This window comes from Gryllotalpicola kribbensis (genome assembly GCF_039538245.1).
Taxonomy (GTDB): domain Bacteria; phylum Actinomycetota; class Actinomycetes; order Actinomycetales; family Microbacteriaceae; genus Gryllotalpicola; species Gryllotalpicola kribbensis.
The window spans coordinates 31,198-56,952 of the sequence record NZ_BAABBX010000005.1; the positions used below are offsets into that span (position 1 = coordinate 31,198).

Annotated in this window: 25 protein-coding genes; 13 read left to right on the forward strand and 12 right to left on the reverse strand. The window is 70.3% G+C overall.

Annotated features, from left to right (window positions below):
• Positions 1-13 precede the first annotated feature (13 nt).
• From ABD716_RS03390 to manD, 7 genes are read left to right on the forward strand one after another with little or no spacing between them, the layout of a single operon-like run.
• A complete protein-coding gene (locus tag ABD716_RS03390) occupies positions 14-973 on the forward strand; it encodes a carbohydrate ABC transporter permease (RefSeq protein WP_425553374.1) in 960 nt (319 codons plus the stop codon).
• Positions 970-1,884 (forward strand): carbohydrate ABC transporter permease, encoded by a 915-nt coding sequence (locus ABD716_RS03395; RefSeq protein WP_344773812.1) that lies wholly within the window; start codon positions 970-972, stop codon positions 1,882-1,884. The genes ABD716_RS03390 and ABD716_RS03395 overlap by 4 nt, the downstream gene beginning before the upstream one ends.
• The gene (locus ABD716_RS03400; protein WP_344773814.1) at positions 1,881-2,756 is read left to right on the forward strand and encodes a sugar phosphate isomerase/epimerase family protein; all 876 of its coding nucleotides are present in this window, start codon (positions 1,881-1,883) and stop codon (positions 2,754-2,756) included. The genes ABD716_RS03395 and ABD716_RS03400 overlap by 4 nt, the downstream gene beginning before the upstream one ends.
• Positions 2,753-3,952, forward strand: coding sequence for a Gfo/Idh/MocA family protein (locus ABD716_RS03405; RefSeq protein WP_344773816.1), 1,200 nt, complete (start codon positions 2,753-2,755; stop codon positions 3,950-3,952). Before ABD716_RS03400 ends, ABD716_RS03405 begins: the two co-directional genes overlap by 4 nt.
• Positions 3,949-4,809, forward strand: coding sequence for a sugar phosphate isomerase/epimerase family protein (locus tag ABD716_RS03410; RefSeq protein ID WP_344773818.1), 861 nt, complete (start codon positions 3,949-3,951; stop codon positions 4,807-4,809). Before ABD716_RS03405 ends, ABD716_RS03410 begins: the two co-directional genes overlap by 4 nt.
• Positions 4,806-5,876, forward strand: coding sequence for a mannitol dehydrogenase family protein (locus ABD716_RS03415; RefSeq protein ID WP_344773820.1), 1,071 nt, complete (start codon positions 4,806-4,808; stop codon positions 5,874-5,876). The genes ABD716_RS03410 and ABD716_RS03415 overlap by 4 nt, the downstream gene beginning before the upstream one ends.
• A 36-nt stretch (positions 5,877-5,912) precedes the next feature.
• A complete protein-coding gene (gene manD, locus ABD716_RS03420) occupies positions 5,913-7,163 on the forward strand; it encodes a D-mannonate dehydratase ManD (protein WP_344773822.1) in 1,251 nt (416 codons plus the stop codon).
• 125 nt (positions 7,164-7,288) lie between these two features.
• Here manD and ABD716_RS03425 read toward each other — a convergent pair whose 3' ends face one another.
• The 6 genes from ABD716_RS03425 to ABD716_RS03450 form a co-directional block, all read right to left on the reverse strand.
• Positions 7,289-7,588 carry a GIY-YIG nuclease family protein gene (locus ABD716_RS03425; RefSeq protein ID WP_344773824.1) on the reverse strand — a complete coding sequence of 100 codons (300 nt, stop codon included), beginning with the start codon at positions 7,586-7,588 and terminating at the stop codon, positions 7,289-7,291.
• Between the two features lie 193 nt (positions 7,589-7,781).
• Positions 7,782-8,630, reverse strand: coding sequence for a serine protein kinase RIO (locus tag ABD716_RS03430; RefSeq protein ID WP_344773826.1), 849 nt, complete (start codon positions 8,628-8,630; stop codon positions 7,782-7,784).
• Between the two features lie 351 nt (positions 8,631-8,981).
• Entirely contained in the window at positions 8,982-9,278 is a 297-nt protein-coding gene (locus ABD716_RS03435) for an SHOCT domain-containing protein (RefSeq protein ID WP_344773828.1), read from the reverse strand.
• A 127-nt stretch (positions 9,279-9,405) separates the two neighbouring features.
• The gene (locus ABD716_RS03440) at positions 9,406-10,161 is read right to left on the reverse strand and encodes a sulfite exporter TauE/SafE family protein (protein WP_344773830.1); all 756 of its coding nucleotides are present in this window, start codon (positions 10,159-10,161) and stop codon (positions 9,406-9,408) included.
• A 78-nt stretch (positions 10,162-10,239) separates the two neighbouring features.
• Positions 10,240-10,887, reverse strand: coding sequence for a response regulator (locus tag ABD716_RS03445; protein WP_344773832.1), 648 nt, complete (start codon positions 10,885-10,887; stop codon positions 10,240-10,242).
• Complete coding sequence (locus tag ABD716_RS03450) at positions 10,884-12,080, reverse strand: sensor histidine kinase (protein ID WP_344773834.1); 1,197 nt, start codon at positions 12,078-12,080, stop codon at positions 10,884-10,886. Before ABD716_RS03450 ends, ABD716_RS03445 begins: the two co-directional genes overlap by 4 nt.
• 241 nt (positions 12,081-12,321) lie before the next feature.
• Between ABD716_RS03450 and ABD716_RS03455 the strand changes: the two genes are divergently transcribed.
• From ABD716_RS03455 to ABD716_RS03465, 3 genes are all read left to right on the forward strand, one after another.
• Positions 12,322-12,930 (forward strand): 50S ribosomal protein L25/general stress protein Ctc, encoded by a 609-nt coding sequence (locus ABD716_RS03455; RefSeq protein ID WP_344773836.1) that lies wholly within the window; start codon positions 12,322-12,324, stop codon positions 12,928-12,930.
• Between the two features lie 62 nt (positions 12,931-12,992).
• Complete coding sequence (pth, locus tag ABD716_RS03460) at positions 12,993-13,586, forward strand: aminoacyl-tRNA hydrolase (protein ID WP_344773838.1); 594 nt, start codon at positions 12,993-12,995, stop codon at positions 13,584-13,586.
• 49 nt (positions 13,587-13,635) lie between these two features.
• Positions 13,636-14,349: an alpha/beta fold hydrolase gene (locus tag ABD716_RS03465; RefSeq protein ID WP_344773840.1), complete on the forward strand. Its 714-nt coding sequence runs from the start codon at positions 13,636-13,638 to the stop codon at positions 14,347-14,349.
• Positions 14,350-14,384: 35 nt separating this feature from the next.
• On the opposite strand, the gene ABD716_RS03470 is transcribed toward ABD716_RS03465, so the two are convergent.
• Complete coding sequence (locus ABD716_RS03470) at positions 14,385-14,684, reverse strand: Dabb family protein (RefSeq protein ID WP_344773842.1); 300 nt, start codon at positions 14,682-14,684, stop codon at positions 14,385-14,387.
• Positions 14,685-14,742: 58 nt separating this feature from the next.
• Between ABD716_RS03470 and mfd the strand changes: the two genes are divergently transcribed.
• A complete protein-coding gene (gene mfd / locus ABD716_RS03475) occupies positions 14,743-18,336 on the forward strand; it encodes a transcription-repair coupling factor (protein WP_344773844.1) in 3,594 nt (1,197 codons plus the stop codon).
• Between the two features lie 440 nt (positions 18,337-18,776).
• Here mfd and ABD716_RS03480 read toward each other — a convergent pair whose 3' ends face one another.
• Positions 18,777-19,376 (reverse strand): TetR/AcrR family transcriptional regulator, encoded by a 600-nt coding sequence (locus tag ABD716_RS03480; RefSeq protein WP_344773846.1) that lies wholly within the window; start codon positions 19,374-19,376, stop codon positions 18,777-18,779.
• A 59-nt stretch (positions 19,377-19,435) separates the two neighbouring features.
• Here ABD716_RS03480 and ABD716_RS03485 point away from each other — a divergent pair, with 59 nt between their 5' ends.
• On the forward strand, positions 19,436-20,158 hold the full coding sequence (locus ABD716_RS03485) for an MBL fold metallo-hydrolase (protein WP_344773848.1): 723 nt from the start codon (positions 19,436-19,438) through the stop codon (positions 20,156-20,158).
• Here ABD716_RS03485 and ABD716_RS03490 read toward each other — a convergent pair.
• The 3 genes from ABD716_RS03490 to ABD716_RS03500 all read right to left on the reverse strand — a co-directional run bounded on the left by ABD716_RS03490 (position 20,155) and on the right by ABD716_RS03500 (position 23,424).
• Positions 20,155-20,748, reverse strand: a complete 594-nt coding sequence (locus tag ABD716_RS03490; RefSeq protein ID WP_425553375.1) for a VIT1/CCC1 transporter family protein — start codon at positions 20,746-20,748, stop codon at positions 20,155-20,157. The genes ABD716_RS03485 and ABD716_RS03490 overlap by 4 nt on opposite strands.
• An 84-nt stretch (positions 20,749-20,832) precedes the next feature.
• Entirely contained in the window at positions 20,833-22,023 is a 1,191-nt protein-coding gene (locus tag ABD716_RS03495) for a Na+/H+ antiporter NhaA (RefSeq protein ID WP_344773850.1), read from the reverse strand.
• A 114-nt stretch (positions 22,024-22,137) separates the two neighbouring features.
• Positions 22,138-23,424, reverse strand: coding sequence for a S53 family peptidase (locus ABD716_RS03500; RefSeq protein ID WP_344773852.1), 1,287 nt, complete (start codon positions 23,422-23,424; stop codon positions 22,138-22,140).
• Between the two features lie 169 nt (positions 23,425-23,593).
• Here ABD716_RS03500 and ABD716_RS03505 point away from each other — a divergent pair, with 169 nt between their 5' ends.
• Positions 23,594-24,229, forward strand: coding sequence for a nucleoside triphosphate pyrophosphohydrolase (locus ABD716_RS03505; RefSeq protein ID WP_344773854.1), 636 nt, complete (start codon positions 23,594-23,596; stop codon positions 24,227-24,229).
• Positions 24,230-24,301: 72 nt separating this feature from the next.
• On the opposite strand, the gene ABD716_RS03510 is transcribed toward ABD716_RS03505, so the two are convergent.
• On the reverse strand, positions 24,302-25,750 hold the full coding sequence (locus ABD716_RS03510; protein WP_344773856.1) for an MDR family MFS transporter: 1,449 nt from the start codon (positions 25,748-25,750) through the stop codon (positions 24,302-24,304).
• Between the last annotated feature and the right edge of the window lie 5 nt (positions 25,751-25,755).

Consider the following 25,755-nt stretch of genomic DNA (forward strand, 5'->3'; position numbering starts at 1 on the left):
GGCGGAGCGGGCCATGAGCAGCACTCGGCAACTCTCGCTCAGCTCGGTATTGGAGAGACCCGACCGCTCGCGCCGCCGAAGGGGCTTGAGTCGCCGGAACAGGCCGCTGTGGATGCTCATCCCTGGCGGAGTGCTCATGGTCGTCGTGGTGCTCATCCCACTGGCGATGGCTGTGTACATGTCACTGCTGGACCTCAACCAGTACACCATCAGGCAGTGGCTGCAAGCGCCGTTCATCGCGCTCTCGAACTACGTCGAGGCGATCACAGATTCGCCGCTGCTCTCGTCCTTCGGGATCAGCATCTCCTTCGCGCTGATCTCGACGCTGGTGACGATCCCGATCGGGGTCGCCGCCGCGCTCGCCACCCAGAACGCGTACCGCGGGCGGGCGCTGGTGCGGTCGGTGTTCCTCGTGCCCTACGTGATCCCGTCCTTCGTGACCGCGACGATCTGGCGCACCATCATGCAGCCGGGCGGCATCTGGACCGGGTTGCTCTCCGTCGTCGGAATCCACCCCGGCCTGTGGCTGAATGGGCCGAACGCGTTCTGGACGCTGGTGATCGTCGAGATCTGGGCCGCGTGGCCGTTCATCTACCTGCTGGCGCTGTCGGGGCTGCAGACGATCGAGCAGGACGTGTTCGAAGCCGCGGCACTGGACGGCGTGAGCTGGTGGGAGCAGCTGCGCCACGTGGTGTTTCCGAACCTCAGGGGCCCGGTCGCGCTCGCCAGCGTGGTCGCCGTCCTGGCGCACATCAACAACTTCACCCTTCCGTTCGTGCTGTTCGGGATGCCCGCGCCGGACAACGTGCAGACCCTGCCGTTCCTGACGTATATCCAGAGCTTCCAGTCCTTCCGCTTCGGACTCAGCGCGGCGACGGCGATCTGCTCTCTGGTTCTGCTGGCCATCCCATTGTTCATCTATCTGCGCGTGGCGCGGCTCGACCGCACGGAGGCTGAGGTGGCAGGAGCATGACCGCGGTCGCTGAGAAGCCGGGCGCCGCACGCGCCGAGAGGAGCCGCAAGGCGTCGAACGCCGCCGTCGCCCAGCTCGTGCCCGTCTGGCTGCGCACGCTGATCGTCGTGGTCATCTGCGTGGCGATCGTGCTGCCGCTGATGTACGTGATCTTCGGCTCCGTCAACTCCGACATCGGCGTGGCGAGCGGGCAGTATTTCCCGTCGAGCTTCACGCTTGCGAATTTCGGCAGGATCTGGTCCACGGTGGGCCTGGCAGACGGCATCATCAACAGCCTCATCTCCGCGGGAACCACCGCGGTTGTCGCCACGGCCGTAGCCGTCGGCACCGCATACGTCCTGGTGCGGTTCGCCTTCTTCGGCCGAGTGACCATACTTCGGGGCCTCTTGGCTCTGCAGTCCGTTCCGGGCACTCTCGTCGTACTGCCCTTGTTCGTGGTGTTCTCGTCCTTCAGCACCTACCTGGGCATCCAGGTCATCGGCACCCGGTGGGGGCTGATCGTCACCTATCTGACCTTCGCGCTGCCGTTCTCGACGTGGGTGATGGTGACGTATCTGCGGGGGCTGCCCCGCGAGCTGGAGGAGGCCGCGCGGATGGATGGAGCCTCCAACCTGCGGATCATCGCTCAGGTGATCCTTCCGCTCAGCTGGCCCGGAATCGTCGTCTCCGCGATCTTCGCCTTCTTGCTGGGGTGGAACGACGTGCTGTTCGCCTCCGTGATCACCAACTCGAACACGCAGACGGTCGCGGTCGCGCTCGAGGTCTTCGGCGGCGCGCAAGAAGGCGGCGCGCTGCCGGCATACGGGCAGCTGATGGCGGCCTCGCTCGTGTGCGCCGCGCCCGTCGTGCTGCTCTATCTGATCTTTCAACGCTATCTAGTAGGCGGCCTCACCGCCGGAGGAGTGAAATGACCACCTGGACCTTGAGCGGCTTCGCCGATGAGATCGACGCGGAGCCCGACATCCAATTCAGCGTCCTCGCGGCATTGGGCGCGCGACACATCGAGCTGCGCAGCGCCTGGTCCACGAACGTCGCGGAGTTCACCGAGGAGCAGCTCGACGGCGTCGCGCGTTCCCTCTCGCGCCGCGGCATGCAGGTCTCGGCGATCGGCTCGCCGGTCGGGAAGGTGGAGGTGTCTGCGCCGGTCGACCACGAGGTGGCGCGGCTGAAGCGCGTGATCGCCGTCGCTCACCGCGTGCAGGCTCGGTACATCCGCGTCTTCTCCTTCTGGCCGGCAGGTCATGCGAACGGGTCGCATTCCCTGGCGGCCGGCGCCCTGCCCGACGACACCGCTGCCAGCATGCGCGACGCCGTGCTCGCGCGCATGCGGGCGCTCGCGGACGTGGCCGAGCGCGAAGACGTGGTTCTGCTGCACGAGAACGAGAAGGACATCTACGGCGACACCCCAGAGCGCGTCCTCGATCTGATCGAGTCGGTCGGCTCGGATCGGCTGCGGGTCGCGTGGGACAGCGCCAACTTCGTGCAGTGCGGCGTGGAGCCCTTCACCAGGGCCTATCCGCTCTTGAAGAGCCATCTCGAGTACCTGCAGGTCAAGGACGCCCGCTTCTCCGACGGCGAGGTGACCCCGGCCGGCGAAGGCGACGGGCAGCTTCTCGAGACGATGACCGCTTTGAGAGACGACGGGTATTCGGGCTTCGCGTCGTTGGAGCCGCATCTCGCGCTGTCCGCCGAGAACGGGGGATTCTCGGGCCCATACGAGTTCGGGCGAGCAGCCCGGGCTTTCCGCCGGCTGCTTGAGCAGATCGGGGTGGACGCAGCATGAGCGAGCAGCTGAGGGCCGCTCTCGTCGGCAACGGCGTGATCGCCGTGAACCACGTGCGTGCGATTGCGCTGAACGGGTCGCTGCAGGTCACCGCGCTCGTCGACCCGGACCCCGAGGCACGCGAGAAGATCGCAGCGCTCATCGCCGCCGAGACCGAGTGGGGCGCTCCGGCCCGGTTCGACACGCTCGGTGAGGCGCTTGCAACAGCCGCGCCCGATGTCGTCGTCGTCGCCACCCCGAGCGGCACGCATGTCGAGCTCGCCCTTGAGGCGCTGGCCGCGGGCGCGCACGTCGTGATCGAGAAGCCGCTCGACACCACGGTCGGGAAGGCCCTGCCCCTCGTGAGAGCCGCGCGGGACGCATCCGATCGCGGTCAGATCGTGAGCGTCATCAGCCAGCACCGCTTCGACCCGGCCTCGGTCGTCGTTGCGGATGCCGCGCACAGCGGCAGCCTCGGGCGGCTCACGAGCGCCGTCGCGACGGTCGGGTGGTGGCGCAGCCAGGAGTACTACGACTCGGGGGAGTGGCGCGGCACTTGGGCGCTCGACGGCGGCGGGTCGACCATGAACCAGGGTGTGCACACCGTCGACCTGCTGGTCTGGTTCCTCGGGAACCCCGTGGCGGTGTTCGCGTACGCCGGCTCGCTCGCGCACGAGCGCATCGAGGTCGAGGACACGCTCGCGGCGACCGTGCGCTTCGAGAACGGCGCGATCGCGGTGCTGCACACCACCACGGCCGCTTTTCCCGGCCTCTCCGTGCGGCTGAACGTGCACGGCTCGAAGGGCTCGGCGCTGATCGACCGCGACCAGCTGGAGTACTTCTACGCCGAGCCGAGCGAGGGGATCGACCCTGCCGTCCTCGGCGACACGCACGCCGACCCCACCCGACTGGGGCCGCGCAACCTCGCGCCCGATGTCGTGCCGCCGGAGCACGTGAAAGGTGCTGCCGTGCCGGCCGACGCGTTCGCGCAGGCGCACGCGCGCCAATACGACGACATCGTGGCCGCGATCCGCGACGGGCGTGCGCCTGCCGTCGGTGCCGACGACGCGCTGCTCTCGCTCGCCGTCGTGCGCGCGCTCTATGTCTCGGCGGCCCTCGGCCGGGAAGTGGCGGTCGCAGAGGTGCTGAGCGGGCAGTACGACGACATCGTGTTCGATCCGACGAAGGCCCCGACCGGTATGGAGGGAGCGCTGTGAGATTCTCGGTCTTCACCGCTTCGACTCCGGAATGGACACCGGAGGAAGCCGCCCGTACCCTCGCCGAACAGGGGTGGGACGGCGTCGAGTGGCGGATCACTGATCAGGACGACGCAGCGACCCCGGGATTCTGGGCCGGCAATCGCGCCACCTGGGCGCTCACCGGCCTCGAGGAATCCGTGCCGGAGATCCTGCGCATCACGAGGGACGCGGGACTCGAGTTCTCCGGAATCGGCGGCTACGCGGAGGCGGGCGATCACGTCGGCGTCGAGCGCCTGCTCGCCGCGACCGCCGCGCTCGACGCGCGACGGGTGCGGGTGACAATGCCGAAGCTGCCCGTCGAGGACTACCGCGCCGCCTTCGAGGCCACGCGTGCTGACCTCGAGTGGGCGGTCGCGCGCGCCGAGGCGCACGACGTGCAGGTCCTCGTCGAGCTGCACCACCGCACCATCACTTCGAGCGCCTCGGCGGCGCTGCGCCTGATCGACGGGCTCGACCCGGCGCGCGTCGGCGTCATCCACGACATCGGCAACCTCGTCCACGAGGGGCACGAGGACTTCCGGGCCGCGTTCCAGCTGCTCGGCGAGTACCTCGCGCACGTGCACGTCAAGAACGTCGCCTGGCGTGCTACAGGCGAGATCGGCCCTGGCGGTCGTGCGCTGTGGGCGGCGAAGTGGGCGACGCTGCGCGAGGGCCAGGCGGATATCGACGCGCTCTTCCGCGAACTGGCCCGCATCGGATATGACGGCTGGGTGACCCTGGAAGACTTCTCCACCGCTCTGCCACTGCGCGAGCGCACGGCCGACAACCTCGCCTACGTTCGCGAGGCCTGGCAGCGCGCGAGCCGCACCGCATGACGCGGCTCGCGCATCTCGGCCTCGGTGGCTTCTTCCGCGCCCACCAGGCGTGGTACACGGAGCGCGCGAACGCGCTGCCCGGGGCCGACCCATGGCGCTATACGGCCTTCACCGGGCGGTCGCCCGCGCTCGCCGCGGCGATGACGGCGGCCGGCAACCGCTACATGCTGATCGAGCGCGGCGCCGAGGGCGACGCCGCGACGGAGATCGGCGCGGTCTCGGCGTCGTTCGCGGGCGATAACGCGGATGCCTGGGCCGGGGTCTTCGCGGACCCCGAGCTCGCCGTGGTGACGGTCACCGTGACCGAGACCGGCTACGACTCGACGCGCTCCCCGGCCCCGGCGCGTCTGCTGGCGGGCCTTGCGGCGCGCCGCGCCGCCGGCGGCGGCCCGCTCGCGGTGGTCAGCTGTGACAACCTCGCGGGCAACGGCGAGGTGCTGCATTCGACCGTGGTGCGGCTGGCCGAGGCATCCGACCCCGATCTCGCGCGCTGGGTCGAGCGCAACGCAACCTTTCCCTCGACCATGGTCGACCGCATCACCCCGCACTCGAGCGACCCGCTGACGGTGATCACCGAGCCGTTCTCGGAGTGGGTGCTCGCGGGCTCGTTCCCGGCCGGGCGCCCCGCATGGGACCGGGTCGGCGCCCGCTTCGTCGACGACGTCGCGCCCTTCGAACGGCGCAAGCTCTGGCTGCTGAACGCGGCGCACTCGACCATGACGTACCTGGGCCTCCTGCGCGGGTTCGAGACGGTCGATGAGGCATGGGCCGACGACGAGATCCGCGCGACGGTCGAGCAGCTCTGGGCCGAGGTGCGGCCCGTCCTCGGGTTCGAGGGCGCTGAGACGGATGCCGCGCTGGCGGCGCTGCGGACGAGGTTCGCCAACCCCCGCATCGCGCACCGGCTCGACCAGATCGCGCGGCAGGGCCGCGAGAAGCTCGAGCAGCGGCAGCGGGCGATCATGGCCGCGCGCGCCGCGGCCGGGCTCGACCCGGGCGAGGCGAGCCGGGCGACCATCGCTGCGTTCGACGAGATCGTGAGGACGCGGCGTGCACGTGTGGATTGAGCGCGCCCGGCGCGCTATCGAGGGAAGGAGTCGTTGGTGTTGATTGAAAAGGCAGAGGTGCTCGTCTCGAGCCCCGGGCGCAACTTCGTGACGCTGCGCATCACGACGGATGACGGCGTGACGGGTCTCGGCGACGCGACGCTCAACGGGCGTGAACTGGCCGTCGCCGCGTACCTGCGCGAGCACGTCGTGCCGCTGCTCGTTGGCCGTGACGCGCACCGCATCGAGGACACCTGGCAGTACCTCTACCGCGGCGCGTATTGGCGCCGCGGGCCCGTCACGATGGCCTCGATCGCCGCCGTCGACACGGCCCTGTGGGACATCAAGGCGAAGGTGGCGGGTCTGCCGCTTTACCAGCTGCTGGGCGGCAGATCGCGGAACGGGCTGCTCGTCTATGGGCACGCCTCGGGGGCCGAGCTGCCCGAGCTGTTCGACTCGATCCGCGAGCACCAGGACGAGGGCTACCGGGCGATCCGCGTCCAGACGGGCATCCCCGGCCTGCCCTCGGTCTACGGCGTCGCGTCGTCCGCGAATGCGCGGGCCGGGGCGGACGCCGGCACCGATGAGCGCTACGACTATGAGCCGGCGCGCCGCAACGCCGTGCCGGTCGAAGAGAGCTGGGACACGCGGGCGTACCTCAGGCACATTCCCGGCGTGTTCGAAGCGGTGCGGAACGAGTTCGGGCCCGAGCTGCCGCTGCTGCACGACGGCCACCACCGGCTCACCCCCATCCAGGCGGCGAAGCTCGGGAAATCCCTCGAGCCCTACGACCTGTTCTGGCTCGAAGACGTGACGCCCGCCGAGAACCAGGACGCGCTGCGCCTCGTGCGCCAGCACACGACCACCCCGCTCGCCATCGGCGAGGTGTTCAACACGATCTGGGACTACAAGACGCTCATCGAAGAGCAGCTCATCGACTACGTGCGCAGCCCCATCACGCACGCGGGCGGCATCACGGGGCTGCGCCGGATCTTCGACTATGCGAGCGTGTATCAGATCAAGTCGGGGATCCATGGGCCGACGGATGTCTCGCCCGTCGGGCTTGCGGCCGCGATCCACCTCGGGCTGGCCATTCCGAACTTCGGAATCCAGGAGTACATGCAGCACGCGCCCGCCACGCACGACGTGTTCCACACCACGTACTCGTTCGCCGGCGGCATGCTCGACGCGTCGGAGGAGCCGGGCCTCGGCGTCAGCTACGACGACGAGGCGGCGGCATCGTTCCCCTACGAAGCGGCGTATCTGCCGGTCAACCGCCTCCTCGACGGCTCGATGCACGACTGGTAGGAAGCGCCGTCGGCCGACCAGCGAGGAGAGACCCGCTGCAGTCCCGTTGGTCGAGTAGCGAGGTACGAGCGTATCGAGACCCGCTTCTGGTGAGGAAAGGGAGTCGGCGCGCGCCTTCGCGCGGGCTACTCGACCGCCGGAGGCTTGCCGAACTTCTTCTTCGCCAGGGCCTTCAGGTCGCCGAATCGGCCTTCGATGAGCGCTATTCGCTTCGCTCGGCCCCACCCCTGAATCTGCTTCTCAAGTGCGTACGCGTCGGCCACGCTGTCGAGTTCCATCGCCCAGACGAGTTTCACCGGCATGCGCCACCTCGTGTATTCGGACCCCGCGCCGACCATGTGCTGCTGGATGCGGGCTTCGAGATTGCGCGTGCTGCCGACGTAGAAGGAACCGTCGCCGCACTCGAGCATGTAGACCGCTGGCATCAGGGAAGTCTCGCCGCTCGGGGCGTGCGGCGCGCGAGCTTTCCACAGGGACCTCGCGAGAAGAGGGTCTCGATACGGTCGCAGAGCGACCTACTCGACCAGCGGGTGGGTCGCCGAGCGAGCTACTCGACCAGCGGGTGGGTCGCCGAGCGAGCTACTCGACCAGCGGGTGGATTGCTGACGCCGCGCGCGGCTACGCGAAGATCTCTGCACAGACTTCGGCGAAGAGCGCGTCGGCGTCGTTCGGCACCCCCTGCCGCTCGAACCATGTGCAGACGTTCCGCACGTCGCGCTCGAGCAGCTCGAAGCCGTTCGGGTTGGCGATGACGTCGACGAGCTGCGGCAGGTCGATCACGACGACGCGGCCGTGGTGCACGAGCAGGTTGTAGGGCGACAGATCGCCGTGCGCGGTCTGCGCCGCCGCGAAGCCGTGCAAGATGGCGATCACCTGGTCGAAGCAGTCGACGAGCTCTGCGTGCGAGAGCACGGCGTTCGCGAGCCGCGGGGCGGCGACGCCGTCCTCGCCGATGAACTCCATGAGGATCTCGGTGTACGAGATCTGCACGGGGTACGGCACCGGCAGCCCGCGGCGCCAGAACTCGCAGAGAGCGCCGAACTCGGCGGCGGCCCACTGCCCTGCCGCGACGGTGCGGCCGTATGCCGACTTCCGCTCGATCGCGCGCTGGTCGCGGCTGCGCCGCTCGCGCCGCCCTGCCGTGTAGGAGCTCGAACGGTGGAAGTCGCTCTGCTCGGCCGATCGGTACCGCTTCGCGGCCAGAACGGATGTCTGACCGGGCACGCCGGGCGAGGCATCCGGCACCGCCCGCTCGATCAGGAACAGGTCGGCTTCTTTGCCGGTCTTGACGATGCCGAGCTCGGTATCGATGGCGCCCGCCGAGGTGACGAGCCAGTCGGGGCGCGGCTCGGGCCCGCGTTCGGTGGGCATGGTCGCCGGCCAGGTCGACCAGCGCTGGCCTTCGCCGAGAGTGACATCGGCGTAGGCGAAGGTGGGGACGACGAAGTCGTCGCCGAATACAGACACTGCGGTCTCCAATGCGAGGGAGGCCGCGTTGCTTGCTTAGAGCGCGGCCTCAGGGAAGGAAGTGGACACGGAGGCGCTGAAGATCTCAGTCATGCTCATCACTCCTTCCGGGCATCGATTGCGGACGACTTCGTCGAGGCTACAGCCACCTCGCCCGCTGGTCGAGTAGCGCGAGGGGCGCATCGAGACGCTTTCTTTGCCAGAAGGGGGTCTCGATACGGTCGCAGAGCGACCTACTCGACCAGCGGGGGAGGCGCAGAGCGAGCTACTCGACCAGCGGGGGAGGCGCAGAGCGAGCTACTCGACCAGCGGCGGAGGCGCAGAGCGAGCTACTCGACCGACGGGTTGAGCTCAGCGCGGGCCGCCGGGCCCGAACTGCGGGCGGTTCGCACGCAGCACCTCGAGGCGGGCGCGGTACTCCTGCTCGTCGATGTCGCCGTTGGCGTAGCGCTGCGCCAGCGTCTGCTCGGCCGAGCCGGCGCCCTGCTCGTGCCAGTAGCCCCACATGGCACGGCGCCGACGGCCGAAGACGATCGCGAGTGCGACGATGACCGCGATCCAGAACAGCGGAATGAAGATGAAGAACGGGAAGAACGGGCCGGGGCCGCCCCAGTGGGCGACGGTGGCCGCTGCGAGTGCGGTGTTCATGAGGGTTTCCTTTCGCGGTGCCAACTGAACTGAGTCCAGCGTCGCGAAGCGCCGGCCCGCGCGAATCCGCCCGGGGGAGTGACCGCGCGTACTCCGCAGGGAGCAGCGCGGTGCCGGCCGCGGCGGCTCAGGCGCGCACGAAGAGCCAGATCGCGAGCGCGAAGCCGCACGCGGCGATGAGCCACCGCAGAATGTCGTGCCGCACGCGCCGCGCGAGGGAAGGCCCGATCAGGCCGCCGATCACCGTGCCGATGCCGAGCGGGATAGCCGCCGACCACACCACCCCGCCGGCTGCGATGAACAGTGCGGCGGGAAGGATGTCGGAGGCGACGAGGATCACGTTCTTCATCGCGTTGGCGCGGTGCAGCACCGGCTCGCGGGTGAAGAGCAGCAGGGCGATCAGAAGGATGCCGGAACCGGCGCCGAAGTAGCCGTTGTAGAGCGTGACCGCGCCGAGACCGCCGAACACCGCACCGCCGCGCCACCGGTGGCCGCGCGCACTCTGCCAGCGCGTGATCGCGGGCTGCAGCACCAGGGCGAGCGAGCCGGCGAGCACGAGGAACGGGACGATCCGGTCGAACACGTGCCCCGGAGTGACGAGCAGCAGCAGCGCGCCCGCGAGCGAGAACGCGGCACCGACGGGGGCCCAGCGGCGGATCGTCTCGCCGTGGCCCACGAGGTCTCGCGCCGCCCTGCCGGCCGAGCTGAGCCCGCTGCCGAGCAGCGCCACCGAGCTCGTGACGTTCGCCGCGAGCGGCGCGATGCCCGTGGCGAGCAGCGCGGGGTACGCGACCAGGCTCGTGATGCCCCCGGCCGTTCCGATCACGCCCGCGGCGATGCCCGCGACGAGCAGCAGAAGCGCGACGAGAACGGCGTGGGGCACCGTTCGATGATGCCAGCAGCGCCCCGCGCCCCGCGCCCCGCGCCCCGCGCCCCGCGCCCCGACCTCCGCGCTCGAGGCTCAGGGAACGAGGCCGGTCTCGTAGGCGATCACGACGAGCTGCACCCGGTCGCGCGCGGCGAGCTTCGTCATGATGCGCGACACGTGCGTCTTAGCGGTCAGGGGACTGAGGAACAGCTCCGCCCCGATCTCTTGATTCGTGAGCCCTCGGCCCACCTGCCGCAGGACCTCGCGCTCGCGCTCGGTGAGCACGTCGAGGCGCGACGAATCGACCGGTGCACGGCCGGCCGCCACCTGCTCGAGCAGCCGCTTCGTGACGCCGGGCGAGAGCAGCGCCTCGCCGGCCACCGCGACGCGCACCGCCCGCAGCAGGTCGACGGGCTCGGTGTCCTTGACGAGGAATCCGCTCGCCCCCGCCTTCAGGGCGCGCGCGACGTACTCGTCGAGCTCGAACGTGGTGACGATGACGACGTGAACGGATGCCAGAGCCGGGTCGGCCGCGATCTGCTCGGTGGCCCAGAGGCCGTCGCCGTCGGGCATGCGGATGTCCATCAGCACGACGTCGGGCCGCGCCGCTCGCGCCAGGTCGAGCACGGCCCGGCCGGTGCCGGCCTCGCCGACCACCTCGAGATCCGGCTCGGATTCGATCAGGCTGCGGAACCCGGCCCTGATCAGCGCCTGATCATCGGCGACCACGACGCGGATCACGGCGACGCCTCGATCGGCAGCCGAGCCTCGACGCGGAAGCCTGCGTCTTCCGCGGGACCTGCGACGAATGAGCCGCCGAGCAGCTCGGCCCGCTCGCGCATGCCGATCAGCCCGCGGCCGTCGGCGGACGCGCTCGCCGCGGCGCCGCGCCCGTCGTCCGCGACGCTGACCCGCAGCGTGCCGCCTTCCTCGGTCACGGCGACATGCACCCGCGTCGCCGCGGCGTGCCTCGTGACGTTCGTCAGCGCTTCCTGAGCGATCCGGAACGCCGCCTGCTGCGTCGCTGCGGACACCTGCACGTCGGCGGCCACGTCGAAGCGCAGCGACGCATCGATGCCCTGGGCGCGCACCCCGTCGACGAGCGCGGGGATGTCGGCGAGCCCGCGCTCGGGCGCGAGGGGAGCGTCGCCGCGCAGCATCCCGAGCACCTGGCGCACCTCGCCGAGCGCCTGCTTGCTCGTCTCCTTCACGCTGGCGAGGGCTGCCGCGGCCTTGTCGGGCTGCGAGTCGAACAGATGCAGGCCGACGGATGCCTGCACGTTGATCTGGCTCAGCGAGTGCGCCAGCACGTCGTGCAGCTCGCGGGCGATGCGCACCCGCTCGGCCTGCGCCTCCTCGGCGCGCCGCGCCTCGGCATCGCGCAGCAGCTGCGCGCGCCACGCGCGCCGGTTGCGCACGCCCTCGGGCACCACGAGCACGAGGATCGACAGGATCGTCCACGGCACGAGCAGAAGGAGTGCACCCGGTTGCAGGGTCACCAGGTACAGCGCGATCGGCGTGAGCCACAGCACACCCGTCACGACCCATGCCCAGAGCCGAGCCCCGTGCAGCACCGCGATCACGACGCCGAAGATGACCGAGACATAGAACGCCACCGCGCCGACCACCGCGATCAGCAGCGACTCGCCCAGCACCGCGACGGCGGCGACCGCGACGAGCACCGGGCCCGGGCGGCGCCTGATCCAGATGAGCAGCACCGGGCCGGCGAGCGCGAGCAGCACCGCGGCGATGATGACCGCGGCCGGCTGCTCGATCTGGGGAGCATGGTGCTGCACCCACGGCGGCGCCGACCGCACGCTCCGCGTGGCGAGGACCGCGAAGGTCGTTCCGAGCTGCACCAGCGCCGACAGCACCACCGGCACCCAGACGCGCAGGGCCGAGCGTCGGCTCCGCTCATCTCTTCCCGCCGGCATGGGGTCAGCGTAGGGGGCGCGGTGGGCTCAGGCATCCTCCCCAGGGAGTAGCTCGCCCGGGCTGATAAAGTGGACTCGACTTCGGCGAGGGCTGCCTGTCGCGTCGGGCGACCGACACAACAGGCATCCGTTATCGACGCGGTGGAACCGGCTTCACGTCATTCCTCACGCGCTCGCGCGTTCGAGTTGAGACCACACACCAGACGTGGGCGGGAAGCCCACCGACAGCAAAGGCACCCACATGGCTGACAAGCTCACCGCGGAGATCCGCGAATCCTTCGGGAAGGGCGCTGCGCGCAAGATCCGCGCCGCCCACAAGATCCCGGCCGTCATCTACGGCCACGGCACCGACCCCCGTCACGTGACCCTGCCCGGCCACGAGACCATGCTGCTCATCCGCAAGGCGAACGCCATCCTCGAGCTCGACATCGCGGGCCAGTCCGAGCTGACGCTCGTGAAGGACGTGCAGCGCGACCCGGTGCGCCAGATCATCGAGCACATCGACCTCGTCGTCGTCAAGCGCGGCGAGAAGGTCACGGTCGACGTCCCCGTGCACGTCGAGGGCGAGCCCTTCGGCTCGGCCATCGCCGAGCAGGACGCGTCGACCGTCACGGTCGAGGTCGAGGCGACCAACATCCCCGAGCGCGTCGTCGTCGACGTCGAGGGCAAGGAGGCCGGCACGCACATCACCGCCGGCGACCTCGAGCTGCCCGCCGGTGCGACGCTCGTGACCGAGCCCGAGACGCTCATCGTCGGCATCGTCCTGCCGGCCGCCCCCGCCGATGAGGAGACCGCAGAGGCTGCAGAGGCCGCGGAGGCTGAGGCCGCCGAGAGCGACTCCGCCGAGTAGGACCGCGTCAGGAAGGCGGGCGCTCCCTTGGGGCGCCCGCCTTTCGCGTACCGTAGAGAGCTATGGCTACCCCCACCGACACCTGGCTCGTCGTCGGCCTCGGAAACCCCGGCTCGGCCTATGCGAACACCAGGCACAACGTGGGGCAGATGGTGGTCGACGAGCTCGCGGCGCGGGCATCCGCCACCTTCAAATCGCACAAGACGAACGCGCACGTCGCCGAGGGGCGCGTGCACGTCGGCGGCCCGAAGCTGATCCTCGCGAAGTCGAACGGCTACATGAACACCTCGGGCGGCCCCGTCTCGCAGCTGCTCAAGTTCTATTCCCTCGCCGCCGCGCAGCTGATCGTCGTGCAGGACGAGATCGACATCCCCTTCGACACCCTGAAGCTGAAGTTCGGCGGCGGGCACGGCGGGCACAACGGCGTGCGCGACATCATCAAGGCGACCGGAACAGGCGACTTCACGCGCGTGCGGGTGGGCGTCGGGCGGCCGCCCGGGGCATCGGATGCCGCCGATCATGTGCTGAAGGCGTTCAGCGCGGCCGAGCGGAAGAACCTGCCGATCCTCATCGCCGACGCAGCCGACGCGGTCGAGCTCATCACGACGCAGGGCCTCACCGCGGCCCAGCTGAAGTTCCACACCAAGTCGGCGTAGCGCGCGGCTGCGGCTGGTGCGCGGCGCAGCCCAAGTACTCTTGCCGAGCATGAGACTGTTCACGCGCGAGTGGGGCGCGGGCGAGCGGGTGGCGGTGCTCGTGCACGGTGTGATGAGCAGCTCGCGGAACTGGCGGCTGCTGGGGCCCGAACTCGCCGCGCGGGGCTACCGGGCGATCGCGGTGGATCTGCCGGGCCACGGGCAGAGCCCGCGGGCGGATGCCTACACCGCGCCGCTCCTCGTCGAGAGCCTGCTCGAAAGCGTGCCCGCGCGCCCCGAGCTCGCCGTAGGGCATTCCCTCGGCGGCTTCGCACTCAGCCAGGCGGTCGGGCGGCTGCGGCCCGCACGGGCGGTCTACGTCGACCCTGCGTTCTCTGCCCCACGGCTCTCGCTGCTCGCGCGCGCGATCGCGTGGCCCGCGGTCGGGCGCCTGCTGGGCTCGACGCCGGCGAAGGTCGCGAAGAACAACCCGCGCTGGGCGCAGGAGGACACGGTCATCGAGTCCGAGGACTTCCATGCCTTCGACCCGAAGTTCCGCGCCTTCCTGCTCGGCCGCGATATCGCGGACATCCTGGTCGCACCCGAGCGGCCGACGGTGCCCTCTCTGCTGGTGCTGGCGGATCAGTCGAAGCTCGTCGACGAGGCGCTGGCCGCGCGTTTGGCCGCAGCCGGGTTCGTCGTGCGCGTCGTGCCCGGTGCGTCGCACACGATCAGCCGCGATGACCCCGAGGCGTTCCTCACTGCCTTGGACGGCTGGATCTGACGGCCGGGTCTGACGGCTGGATCTGTCGGCGGGTCTCAGCTCGCAGTGAAGGGCACGTAGTCGACCTCGAGGAAATCGGCCACCTCGGTCTGCCACCGCTCGGTCACGAACGCCGAGTGCTTCGGCCCGAAGCTGTAGGCGTCGTAGGCGGCCTGGTCGTCGAACTCCATCGAGAGGCCGAACGCGAAGTCGTTCTTGGGGCTCACCTCGCGCAGCACCTCGAACTTCTGGACGCCGGGGATGTCGGCGAGTTCGGCCGCCGCCTGGAGGAACGCGGCCTCCTCAGCCGAGCCCGCGGGGTGGATGAGCCGGAACGCGACGGTGTGCCTGATCATGCCTTCACCCTAGAGCCGCCCCAGCCCGATGTCGGCACCCTTTCCGTAGACTTGAGGAGTGGTACTCGAGGGATTGATCGAGGCGCTTTCGCGCGCCCAGAACTTCGACGACGCCCTCGCCTACGCGAGTCGCGCCGCCGACTTCCAGGCCACAGACGGCCTCCGCGTCCCGCTGCTCGCAGCGCTGCTCGCGAAGCGGCCGAAAGAGCAGCAGGCCCTGCTCGTCGTGACGGCGACGGGGCGCGATTCCGAGGCGCTGCGCCAGGCGCTGGTGAGCTTCGCGCCCGAGGCCGAGATCATCGAGTTCCCCGCGTGGGAGACGCTGCCGCACGAGCGGCTCAGCCCCAGCGCCGAGATCGTCGGGAAGCGACTGACGGCGCTGCGGCGGCTCAAGCAGTGGCAGGGCGAGGCGCCCGAGTCGAGGCATCCGCTCGTCGTGGTCGCCAGTGTGCGCGCCGCGCTGCAGCCGATCGCCGACAACCTCACCGAGATCGACCCGGTCGAGCTCGAGGTCGGTCACCGCGGGTACGACCTCGATCGCATCACCGCGACCCTCGTCGACCTCGCCTATGCCCGCGTCGACATGGTCACGCGGCGCGGCGAGTTCGCGGTGCGCGGCGGCATTCTCGACGTGTTCAGCCCCATCGCCGAGCACCCGTACCGCATCGACTTCTTCGGCGACGAGGTCGACCAGATCCGCTGGTTCTCGGTCGCCGACCAGCGCTCGCTCGCCGAGCCGGTGCACAAGGCGACCCTGCCGCCGAGCCGTGAGCTGCTGCTGTCGGAGTCGGTGCGGCAGCGCGCGCGCGAGATGCAGCACGAGTTCCCGAGCCTGTCGAGCCTGCTCGAGCGGGTCGGCCAGGGCATCCCCGTCGAGGGCATGGAGTCGCTCGCCCCCGCGCTCGTCGACAGGCTCGTTCCCGTCACGGCCTACCTGCCCGAGGGCGCCGCCGTCGCCGTCATCGCCCCCGAGCGCGTCGCGAGCCGCGCGGTGAGCCTCGCCGAGACGAACCGCGAGTTCCTCTCCGCCGCGTGGAGCGCGGCCACCGTGGGCGCCGCCGCCCCGATCGACCTCGAGGCCGGCGACTTCCTCACGCTCGAAGCGCTCAAGGCGAGCGTTCCTGGCGACCCCTGGTGGACCATCTCGACCTTCGACGCGGGTGAGGCGGGTGACGCCGTGCGTCTCTCGGGTGCCGCCGTGCCGAGCTTCCAGGGCAACGTCATGGGCGCGCTCGAGCACGTCGGCGAGCTGCTCGCGGGCGGCTGGAAGGTCGTCATCGCGGCCGCGGGCCAGGGGCTCGTCGGGCGCGCCTCCGACGTGCTGAGCGAGGCGGGTCTCGCCGCGCGCGTGGTCGACGACTACCCGGCGGATGCCGAGGCGGGGGTCGCCTATCTGGTGAAGGCCGCCGTCGAGCACGGCTTCGAACTGGCCGACGAGAAGCTCGCGCTCATCGGCGAGGCCGAGTTCTATGGCCGTGCGGTCGGCTACGAGAGCAGGCAGGTCAAGAAGCTCGGCAGCCGGCGCAAGAACGTCGTCGACCCGCTGCAGCTCAAGGCCGGCGACATCGTGGTGCATCAGACCCACGGCATCGGCAAGTTCCTCGAGCTGGTGCAGCGCGAGGTCTCGTCGGGCGGTCGCAATGCGGTCAAGACCAAGCGCGAGTACCTCGTGCTCGAGTACGCGCCGTCGAAGCGCGGCTACCCGGGCGACAAGCTCTACGTGCCGACCGACCAGCTCGACCTGCTGAGCCGCTACGTGGGCGGCGAGGACCCGGCGCTGTCGAAGATGGGCGGCAGCGACTGGGCCGCGGCGAAGTCGAGGGCGCGCAAGGCCGTGCGCGACATCGCCGTCGAGCTCGTCAAGCTCTATTCGGCCCGCATGGCGGCAAAGGGCTTCGCCTTCCCGCCCGACACGCCCTGGCAGCAGGAGCTCGAGGACGCGTTCCCGTTCGCCGAGACGCCCGACCAGCTGCAGACCATCGACGAGGTGAAGGCCGACATGGAGCGGCCGATCCCGATGGACCGCCTGATCTCGGGCGACGTGGGCTTCGGCAAGACCGAGATCGCGGTGCGAGCCGCGTTCAAGGCCGTGCAGGGCGGGAAGCAGGTCGTCGTGCTCGTGCCGACGACGCTGCTCGTGAAGCAGCACTTCGAGACCTTCAGCGAGCGCTTCGCCGGCTTCCCGATCCACCTGCGTCAGCTCAGCCGCTTCCAGACCGACAAAGAGGCGAAGGAGGTGCTCGACGGCCTCGCCGACGGCACCGTCGACGTCGTCATCGGCACCCACCGCCTGCTCGCGAAGGGCGTCGCCTTCAAAGACGTCGGCCTCGTGATCGTCGATGAGGAGCAGCGCTTCGGCGTCGAGCACAAGGACGCGCTCAAGAAGATCAAGACCAACGTCGACGTGCTCGCGATGAGCGCGACCCCGATCCCGCGCACGCTCGAGATGGCGGTCACGGGGATTCGCGAGATGTCGACCCTCGCCACGCCGCCCGAGGACAGGCATCCGATTCTCACCTTCGTCGGCCCCTACAACGACAAGCAGGTGGCGGCCGCGATCAGGCGCGAGCTGCTGCGCGAGGGCCAGGTGTTCTTCGTGCACAACCGGGTCTCATCGATCAACCGGGTGGCCGCGCAGCTCGCCGAGCTGGTTCCCGAGGCGCGCATCGCCGTGGCACACGGCCAGCTCTCCGAGCACACCCTCGAGCAGATCGTGGTCGACTTCTGGGAGCGCAAGTTCGACGTGCTCGTCTCGACGACCATCATCGAGACCGGCCTCGACATCTCGAACGCCAACACGATCATCATCGACCGCGCCGACAAGTACGGGCTGTCTCAGCTGCACCAGCTGCGCGGGCGCGTGGGCCGCGGACGCGAGCGCGCGTACGCCTACTTCCTGTGGGACGAGAACAAGCCGCTGTCCGAGACCGCGCACGACCGCCTCTCGACGCTCGCCGCCAACAACGAGCTCGGCTCGGGCATGCAGATCGCCCTCAAGGACCTCGAGATCCGCGGCGCGGGCAACCTGCTCGGCGGCGAGCAGTCGGGGCACATCGCGGGCGTCGGCTTCGACCTCTACCTGCGCATGATCGGCGAGGCGGTCGGCCAGTTCCGCGGCGACGTCGCCGAGGGGCAGACCGAGCTGCGGCTCGAGCTGCCCGTCGACGCGCACATCCCCGAGGACTATGTCGATTCCGAGCGCCTGCGGCTCGAGGCGTATCAGAAGCTCTCGGCGGCCTCCGGCCCGAACGCCCGCGACAACGCGATCGACCTCGTCGTGGACGAGCTCACCGACCGCTACGGCGAGCTGCCCGAGCCCGTGCAGAACCTCGTCGCCGTCGCTCGTCTGCGACGGCATGCCCAGCTCGCCGGGCTCGGCGAGGTCGTCACGATGGGGTCGAATCTGCGGCTCGCGCCGGCCGACCTCGCTGACTCGATCCAGGTGCGGCTGCAGCGCCTCTACCCGGGGGCCAAGCACTTCCAGCAGCAGCGCGCCATCTCGGTGCCGATCAAGACCGTCGACGGGCAGCAGCTCGCCGACGCCGAGCTGATCGCGTGGGTCGGTGACCTGCTGAAGGCGATCTTCCCGCTGCCTGAGAAGACGGAACAGAAGGCGTCCGAGTCGGCGCAGGCCGGGGCGAAGTCCGCATAGCGGCAAGCCCCGTCCGCGCGGAAGGGACTTCGGGCGTCATGTCGGCGCGCCTCGGGGCTGCCTCGGCTCGCCGCGTCGGGTCCCGTGCGCCGCCCCGGCCTCTTCGTGCGGCGACACTAGGTGCCCTTTCGCCCCGGGCTCATTTCGTGCGGCGACACTAGGTGCCCTTTCGCCCCGGGCTCATTTCGTGCGGCGACACTAGGCGCCCTTTCGCGCCTGGCCCATTTCGTGCGGCGACACTAGATGTCTTTTCGCCCCTGGCCCCATTTCGTGCGGCGACACTAGGCGCTGAAACACGATGCTCGGAGCGGCATCCAATGTCGCCGCACGGGGGCAGCGGTGCGCAGAGCGGCATCTAGTGTCGCCGCGCCGGGGGAGGGGGCCGGCCGGAAGAGCATCTAGTGTCGCCGCGCCGGGGGAGGGGCCGACCGGAAGAGCATCTAGTGTCGCCGCGCGGCCTTCGAATCGTGAGGCTCGTCGGCCGCGACCGCGTCGATGACCCGGGCGAGGCCCCACTCGAACGCCCGGTCGACGTCGCCACCGAGCTGGAACGCGCCGGCGAGCTCCATCGTGAGGAATCCGTTGGCCCAGGCCGTCAGCGTCCGTGCGGCATCGAGCGCGCGCTCCTCGCCGACGAGTCGCCGCGCGGCGTCGATGAGCGGGGCAGCGGAGCGGGCGAGCACATCCACAGGGGGCCGCGCGTCGAGCGGAGCGCCGCCGAAGATCAGCCCGAACCCCGACGGGTCCGCGTGCGCGAAGGCGCGCAGCTCGCGTGCCAGGTCGGCGATCGCCCCGCGCGGGTCGCGTGCGACGAGGGCCGCGGCCGATGCGAGACGCCGCTCGAGGTCGTCGATGACCGCGACGACGACGAGCCTGATCAGCTCGGTGCGGCCCGCGATGCGCTTGTAGAGCGAGGGCGCTCGCACGCCCACCCGAGTTGCGACCGCCTGCATGGTGAGCGCCTCGAGGCCGCCTGCTGCCACGATTCCGCGAGCGGCGGCGACGATGTCGCCGTGCGTGGTGCGGCTGGGTGCCGGCATGGGACTCCTCTCACGATAGCTATTGCTATTAGCCATGAAAGCTATGTACCGTAGCCTTCATGGAGATCGTACCCGGAATTCATCGCGTGGGCACCGACCTGATCGCGATCCATTTCTTCGCAGATGACGACGGCATCACCGTGGTCGACGCCGGCCTCGCTGGGCACTTCCGCGGGCTGAAGCGCGAGCTGGCGGCGATGGGCCGCTCACTCGGCGACATCCGCGGGCTCGTGCTCACTCACGGCGACAGCGACCACATCGGGTTCGCTGAGCGGCTACGCGCGGAACACGGTGTGCCGGTCTATGTGCACGCGGCCGACGCGGCCCGTGCCCGCGGGCTCGAGCAGAGCACGCCCGCGTGGGGCCGGCGGCGCGTCGGGCCCGTGCTGCAGTTCCTCGGCTACACCGTCGGCATGGGCGGCCTGCGCAACCGCTACCTCGGAGAGGTCACGCCCGTGCGCGAGGGCGACCGTCTCGAACTGCCGGGGCGGCCGCAGCTCATCGCGCTGCCCGGGCATTCGCCGGGCAGCATCGCGGTGTACTTCCCTGAGCAGCGCACCGTCTTCGTCGGCGACGCGCTCACGACGCGCGATGTGCTCACCGGCGTGCGCGGCCCGGCGCCGGCGCCCTTCACCGATGATCCGACCGAGGCGGCCGCCTCATTGGAGCGACTGCTCGGCCTCGACATCGAAGTGGTGATCCCGGGTCACGGAGCGCCCTGGCGCGGCAGCGCGCACGAGCTCGTGCGGCGATACCGCGCCGCCAGCGGTGGCGATCGCTAGACCGACATGCCGGTGCCGAGCAGCGCGCCGATGGCGAAGGTGACGGCGAGGGCGATCGCGCCGCCGACCACGACGCGCACGGTCGCCCGCATCGGAGGAGCGTCGCCGAAGCGCGCACCCAGCCACCCGGTGAGGGCGAGCGCGAGCAGCACGGCCCCGAAGGTGACGGGGACCTTCGGTGGCACCGGAACGAGCACGGCGCACAGGAACGGCAGCAGGCCGCCGATGAAGAAGGCGACGAGGGATGCCAGCGCCGCATGCACCGGGCTGACGTCGTCGTCTTCTGCGCCGCTCTCACCACGGGCGATGCGCGCGCGCACCGCGTCGCGCTGGGAGCTCACAGAGACATACTCGCCGAGGGCCATCGAGAGTGCGCCGCCGATCAGTGCGGCGGTGCCGGCCAGCAGAATGGGGTGCACGGCGGTCGTCGCACCCGCCACCCCGATGACCACGGCGGCGACCGAGACGATGCCGTCGTTCGCGCCGAGGACTCCGGCGCGCAGCCAGTTCAGCCGAGACGCGAGGCTCTCGGGCGCGGGCGCGCTCGAGGTTCCGAGAAGGGCGCGCAGCGGCGAGAGAACGTTGGACACATCTCTATGCAAGCACCGCCGCGCGCCGGGCGCTAGCAAGGTGAGGCGACCCTAAATCCCTGATCAGAACCGCAGTCTGCGGCTTCAGCGACCGCTCACTGCGCGGCGGTCGTAGTGCCGTGACCGCAGCGCCACGAACACGGCCGAGTACGCGATCGCGATCACCGAGCCCGCGAGCACGGCGATCGTCCCCTCATCAGTGATCTGCTCGCTCCCGCGGAACGCGAGCTCGTTCATCAGCAGCGACACGGTGAACCCGATGCCCCCGAGGCATCCCACCATCATGAGGTCCACCGGGTTGCGGGCGATGCCGGGCGCGCGCGAGCCGAGTCCGCCGAGCAGCCCCGCGAGAACGATGCCGCACACCTTGCCCAGCGGCAGGGCGACCACGATGGCCCAGAACTCGGCGTGCAGCTCGTCGATGCCGACCGCGGGGAACGCCACCGCGGCGGCGGCGAAGGCGAACAAGGGCAGCACGACGCCGTTGGTGACGGGCTCGAGCTGCGCGCGCATGCGCTCGCCCGGCATCCGCGCGATCACGAATCCCAGTGCGACGCCGGCGATGGTCGCGTGAACGCCGCTCATCAGCACGAACCACCACGTGAGCACGGCGAGCGCCCACAGCGTCGCGATCACGGGCCAGCGCGGCCGCCGCTCGCGCAGATAGGGGGAGCGCGGGGCGAGCAGCTTGCTCAGCCACGCGAAGACGAGCAGGCAGCCGGCGGCGCCCGCGAGCCAGGGCAGCTCGACCGCAGGGGTGAAGAAGAACGCGATGATCAGGATCGCGATGAGGTCGTCGATGACCGCGAGCGCGAGCAGGAACACGCGGACGTGACCGGGGATGCCGCGACCGAACAGCCCCAGGACCCCGAGTGCGAACGCGATGTCGGTCGCCGTCGGGATCGGCCAGCCGGTGGGGAAGTCGCGCCCGGCGATCGCCAGGTAGATCAGCGCGGGCGCGATCACGCCGCCGAGCGCCGCGATCGTCGGCAGCAGGGCCTTGCGAGGGGAGTTCAGCTCGCCGGCCGCGAGCTCGTGCCGCAGCTCGACCGAGACGCTGAAGAAGAACACCGCCAGCAGGCCGTCGCTGACCCAGTGCCGCGGAGACAGCGAGAGGCCGGGCAGGGGGAGGGACGGGTGCCAGTTCGCGAAGCCGATCAGCGCATGGCCGATGCCGGGAAGGTTCGCGAGAACCAGGCCGAGCACTGCGGCGCCGAGCAGCAGCACGGCCGCCACGCGCTCGGAACGGACGAGGTGGAAGGCAGTCATCGGCATCTCCAGAAGTCGCTGATGGATGCCGACCAGGCTTCCCGGCTCACCGAGCACCACCCTACGTGAATGCCGCCGCCGAGTCGGTGCTCGGCGGCGGCATCCGCTCAGGCGCTGCCGTTATGAGCGCGCGGCGATGATCTTTCCGACGTCGGGGGTGCCCCAGCCGGTCGGCGCGTCCCAGCCGGCGGCGGCCGGGAAGCCCCCGCTGAAGGTGGTGGTCTCGTTGTCGCCCACCGTCACGTCGTCGAGCAGCCCCTGCGCGGCCCACGACTTCGCGAGGGTGCCGACGTTGCCGACGGTGCGACCCGTGGCCTGCATGACGTCCGCGGTCAGAGCCGCCCACTGCGGGGCTCCGGCCGAGGTGCCGCCCATGAAGTACAGGCCGCTGTTGTCAGCGCCGAGGAACCCGAGGTAGGTCAGCACGCCCGTGTAGACGGAGGCGTTGTAGGCGACGTCAGAGCCCTTCTTCGCGTCGAACAGGCTCGGTGCGCCGCCGGTCACCCCGAACGCGCCCTGCGAGCAGTCCAGGGGGCAGGCCGTGTCGTCGTCCCACACCGTCTCGTTCGGCTCGTCGAGCCCGCTGCCCTTCCACAGATTGGTGCCGCCGACCGCTGTCACGTTGGGGTCCGAGGCGGGGTATGCGAAGTTCGCGTAGCCGGCGCCGTTGTCGGACCCGGAGTCGCCCGACGAGGCGAACACCGAGATGCCCGCAGCAGCGGCGGCTGCGAGCGCCTTCTCGCCCTGCTGCGTCTGGCCGTTGTTGGCATTCGCGTTCTTGATGGCGCTGTCGGGCACCCCGTAGCTCATCGAGAGCACCGTGCCGAGGTGGTTGTCGGCGACGTACTTCTCAGCGGTATCGATGGATGCGCCAGAGTCGTTCGCTGCGACGACGAGCGCGATCTTCGCGCCGGGCGCGACCGCGTGCGCCCACTGGACGTCGAGCGAGGTCTCCTGCGCCCAGCTGGTCTGGGTGCCCTTGCCGGTCCACGTCGGCTTGCCCCCGGGGTAGTACACCGTCAGGTCCGCCGCGGGCAGCCCGAAGGTCTGCGAGAAGGCGGCGAGATCGGAGGCCACGGTGGGGCTCCCGAAGGCATCGATGATCGCGATGGTCTGACCGGTCCCGGCCGGAACCCCATCGATCGTCGCCGGAATGTCGTACGCCGCGCGGATGCTGTCGGGCGTCTGGCAGGCGAACCCGGTTTCCGCGAGGCACTCGGCCGGGGTCAGCGACAGCGCCGGGCTCGCGGCGCCCGTCGACAGCCCCGACTTCACAGCGATCGGGTCGACGGTGTAGGTGAGCTTGCCGCTCGTGCTCGCTGCGGATGCCGCCGCTGCTCCTGAGACGGCCAGGGCGGTCGCCCCGATCGCGGCCACCGTGAGCGAAAGGAGAGATCTGTGCTTCATTGACACTCCAAGGTCCTGCCGTCGCGCTGTCGCGACGGTCCGACCGCAGACTATCCGCCCGTCTAGGGGGCAGAACGCCACGTCCGCCGTCTCAGGCGCGGCTGTAGCGCAGTCTTCACGCGGCCGATTCGAGCCCGTAATCCGACGCGGCGCGGGCAATACTGACAGCATGACCACGAGTGAGCTCGACGCCTTCGCCGCCGCCATGTCCGAGGTGCTCGACAGGTGCGTCTGGAGTCAGCGCGAGACCCACGAGAGCCTGGTGCAGTACCTCATCGAAGAGAGCTACGAGCTCGTCGAGGCGATCGAGTCCGGTACGCGCGACGACCTGCTCGAAGAGCTCGGCGACGTGCTCTGGCAGGTGGTCTTCCACGCCGAGATCGCGCGCCGCTCGCCCGCCGAGGGCTTCGACATCCAGGATGTCGCGGCCAATGTGCGCGCCAAGATGGTCCGCCGCCACCCGCACGTCTTCGGCGGCGAGGTCGCCGAGACCCCTGAGGACGTCGTGCGACTGTGGACCGCGGCGAAGAAGGCCGAGAAGCGCGATCGGACGAGCGTTCTCGACGGCATCCCCAGCGCCCTGCCCGCGCTCGCGCTCGCCGACAAGACGCTCGGCCGCGCCGCGTCCGTCGGCGTCGAGCCGGATGCCTCGCCCGCGGCCTTTTCGAACGAGGAGGAGCTCGGCGAGCTGCTGCTCGGCGTCGTCGCAGCGGCGCGCGCCCGGGGCCTCGACGCCGAGCGCGCGCTGCGCACGAGCACCCGCGCCCTCGCGCGGGAGGTGCGCGCCGCAGAGCGCCCGGCCTAGCGTGCGCTGCTCGGATCCGCTGGACGCTGCTCGGATCCGGACAGCGCGGAGCGGATCCGAGCAGCGCAACCGTTACGCGGCGACAGCGGCCCCGGTGTCGGTCTGGGGTGCGGCCTCGCGCCGGTGCGCGGGCAGGAACAGCACCGCCACGAGCAGCACGAGCGCGACGAAGAAGATCGCCAGGTAGACGAGGTGCATCGCGCTCGCGAGCCCCGCGCCCTCGGGCACCCCGGCCGCGTTCAGCGTCACCCGCGAGTTGACCACCGCGCCGAAGATTGCGACGCCGATCGCCGAGCCCATCGAGCGCGCGAACATGTTGGTGCCGGTGACGGCGCCGCGCTCGCGGTACTCGGCGGAGGCCTGCGCGGCGATCAGCGACGGAACGGCCGTGAAGCCCATGCCGGCGCCGATCACGAAGCAGAAGATGGCGACGAGCCAGATCGACGAGTGCGCCCCGAGCATCAGCGTGAGGGCGGTGCCCAGCACGACGAGCAGCGCGCCGATCACCGAGGTGACACGGAAGCCCCAGCGCAGATAGATGCGCCCGGCTTGCGAGGCGGCGGCGGGCCAGCCGACCGTGAGCGCTGCGAGCGCGAGGCCCGCGATCAGGGCGCCGAAACCGAGCACGCTCTGGGCGTAGATCGGCACGTAGGTCGACAGGCCGAGCACGACGACGCCGATCATGAGCGACGCGATCGTCGAGGCGGCGACGACGCGCCGCTTGAGCAAGGCGAGCGAGAAGATCGGATGCTCCGTTCGCAGCTCGACGTAGACGAAGGCCGCGAGCAGGGCGGCGGCCAGCACGAAGATGCCGATGCCGATCGCCGAGCCCCACGCCCACGCCTGGCCGCCCTCGAGCAGCCCGAGCAAGAGCAGCGTGGTGCCGCCGGCCAGCAGCACGGCACCGAGGTAGTCGATCGGCTCGCGCTCGGAGGCCCCGCGCTTCTCGTGGTACGAGCGCCACAGCATGAACACCGCGACGGCGCCCAGGGGGATGTTGATCCAGAAGATCCACCGCCAGATGCCGAGCTGCGCGAACACACCGCCGAGGGTCGGCCCGACGACCGAGGCGATGGCCCACACCGAGGCGAGGTAGCCCTGCACCTTGGCGCGCTCCTGCAGCGTGTAGAGGTCGGCGGTGATGGTCATCGAGACGGGCAGCACGGCACCGGCGCCGAGCCCCTGGATGACGCGCGCGCCGATCAGCACCGGCATCGACCACGCCGCACCGCACAGGATCGACCCGAGCAGGAACAGCGCGATGCCGAACAGCAGGGTGTTCTTGCGCCCGAGGGCATCGGCGAGGCGACCGTAGATCGGGACGACCACGGCCTGAGCGAGCAGGTAGACCGAGAACAGCCAGGGCAGCTGCTGGAAGTGCCCGAGGTCCTTCGCGATCGACGTCGAGGCCGTCGCGATGATCGTCGAGTCGAGCGCGACGAGACCCGTGGCGAGCATCTGGGAGAGCAGGACCGGGCCGCGCTCGGAGCGCAGCCCGACCCCGGAGGATCGTTCAGGCATGTGAA

Excerpts from the sequence above, each read along its gene's own strand:
- ABD716_RS03390 (WP_425553374.1), top strand. The coding sequence starts at position 14 with ATGAGCAGCACTCGGCAACTCTCGCTCAGCTCGGTATTGGAGAGACCC.
- ABD716_RS03395 (WP_344773812.1), top strand. The coding sequence starts at position 970 with ATGACCGCGGTCGCTGAGAAGCCGGGCGCCGCACGCGCCGAGAGGAGC.
- ABD716_RS03400 (WP_344773814.1), top strand. The coding sequence starts at position 1,881 with ATGACCACCTGGACCTTGAGCGGCTTCGCCGATGAGATCGACGCGGAG.
- ABD716_RS03405 (WP_344773816.1), top strand. The coding sequence starts at position 2,753 with ATGAGCGAGCAGCTGAGGGCCGCTCTCGTCGGCAACGGCGTGATCGCC.
- ABD716_RS03415 (WP_344773820.1), top strand. The coding sequence starts at position 4,806 with ATGACGCGGCTCGCGCATCTCGGCCTCGGTGGCTTCTTCCGCGCCCAC.
- ABD716_RS03425 (WP_344773824.1), bottom strand. The coding sequence starts at position 7,588 with ATGCCAGCGGTCTACATGCTCGAGTGCGGCGACGGTTCCTTCTACGTC.
- ABD716_RS03435 (WP_344773828.1), bottom strand. The coding sequence starts at position 9,278 with ATGAACACCGCACTCGCAGCGGCCACCGTCGCCCACTGGGGCGGCCCC.
- ABD716_RS03450 (WP_344773834.1), bottom strand. The coding sequence starts at position 12,080 with ATGCCGGCGGGAAGAGATGAGCGGAGCCGACGCTCGGCCCTGCGCGTC.
- ABD716_RS03455 (WP_344773836.1), top strand. The coding sequence starts at position 12,322 with ATGGCTGACAAGCTCACCGCGGAGATCCGCGAATCCTTCGGGAAGGGC.
- pth (WP_344773838.1), top strand. The coding sequence starts at position 12,993 with ATGGCTACCCCCACCGACACCTGGCTCGTCGTCGGCCTCGGAAACCCC.
- ABD716_RS03465 (WP_344773840.1), top strand. The coding sequence starts at position 13,636 with ATGAGACTGTTCACGCGCGAGTGGGGCGCGGGCGAGCGGGTGGCGGTG.
- ABD716_RS03470 (WP_344773842.1), bottom strand. The coding sequence starts at position 14,684 with ATGATCAGGCACACCGTCGCGTTCCGGCTCATCCACCCCGCGGGCTCG.
- ABD716_RS03480 (WP_344773846.1), bottom strand. The coding sequence starts at position 19,376 with ATGCCGGCACCCAGCCGCACCACGCACGGCGACATCGTCGCCGCCGCT.
- ABD716_RS03485 (WP_344773848.1), top strand. The coding sequence starts at position 19,436 with ATGGAGATCGTACCCGGAATTCATCGCGTGGGCACCGACCTGATCGCG.
- ABD716_RS03495 (WP_344773850.1), bottom strand. The coding sequence starts at position 22,023 with ATGCCGATGACTGCCTTCCACCTCGTCCGTTCCGAGCGCGTGGCGGCC.
- ABD716_RS03500 (WP_344773852.1), bottom strand. The coding sequence starts at position 23,424 with ATGAAGCACAGATCTCTCCTTTCGCTCACGGTGGCCGCGATCGGGGCG.
- ABD716_RS03505 (WP_344773854.1), top strand. The coding sequence starts at position 23,594 with ATGACCACGAGTGAGCTCGACGCCTTCGCCGCCGCCATGTCCGAGGTG.
- ABD716_RS03510 (WP_344773856.1), bottom strand. The coding sequence starts at position 25,750 with ATGCCTGAACGATCCTCCGGGGTCGGGCTGCGCTCCGAGCGCGGCCCG.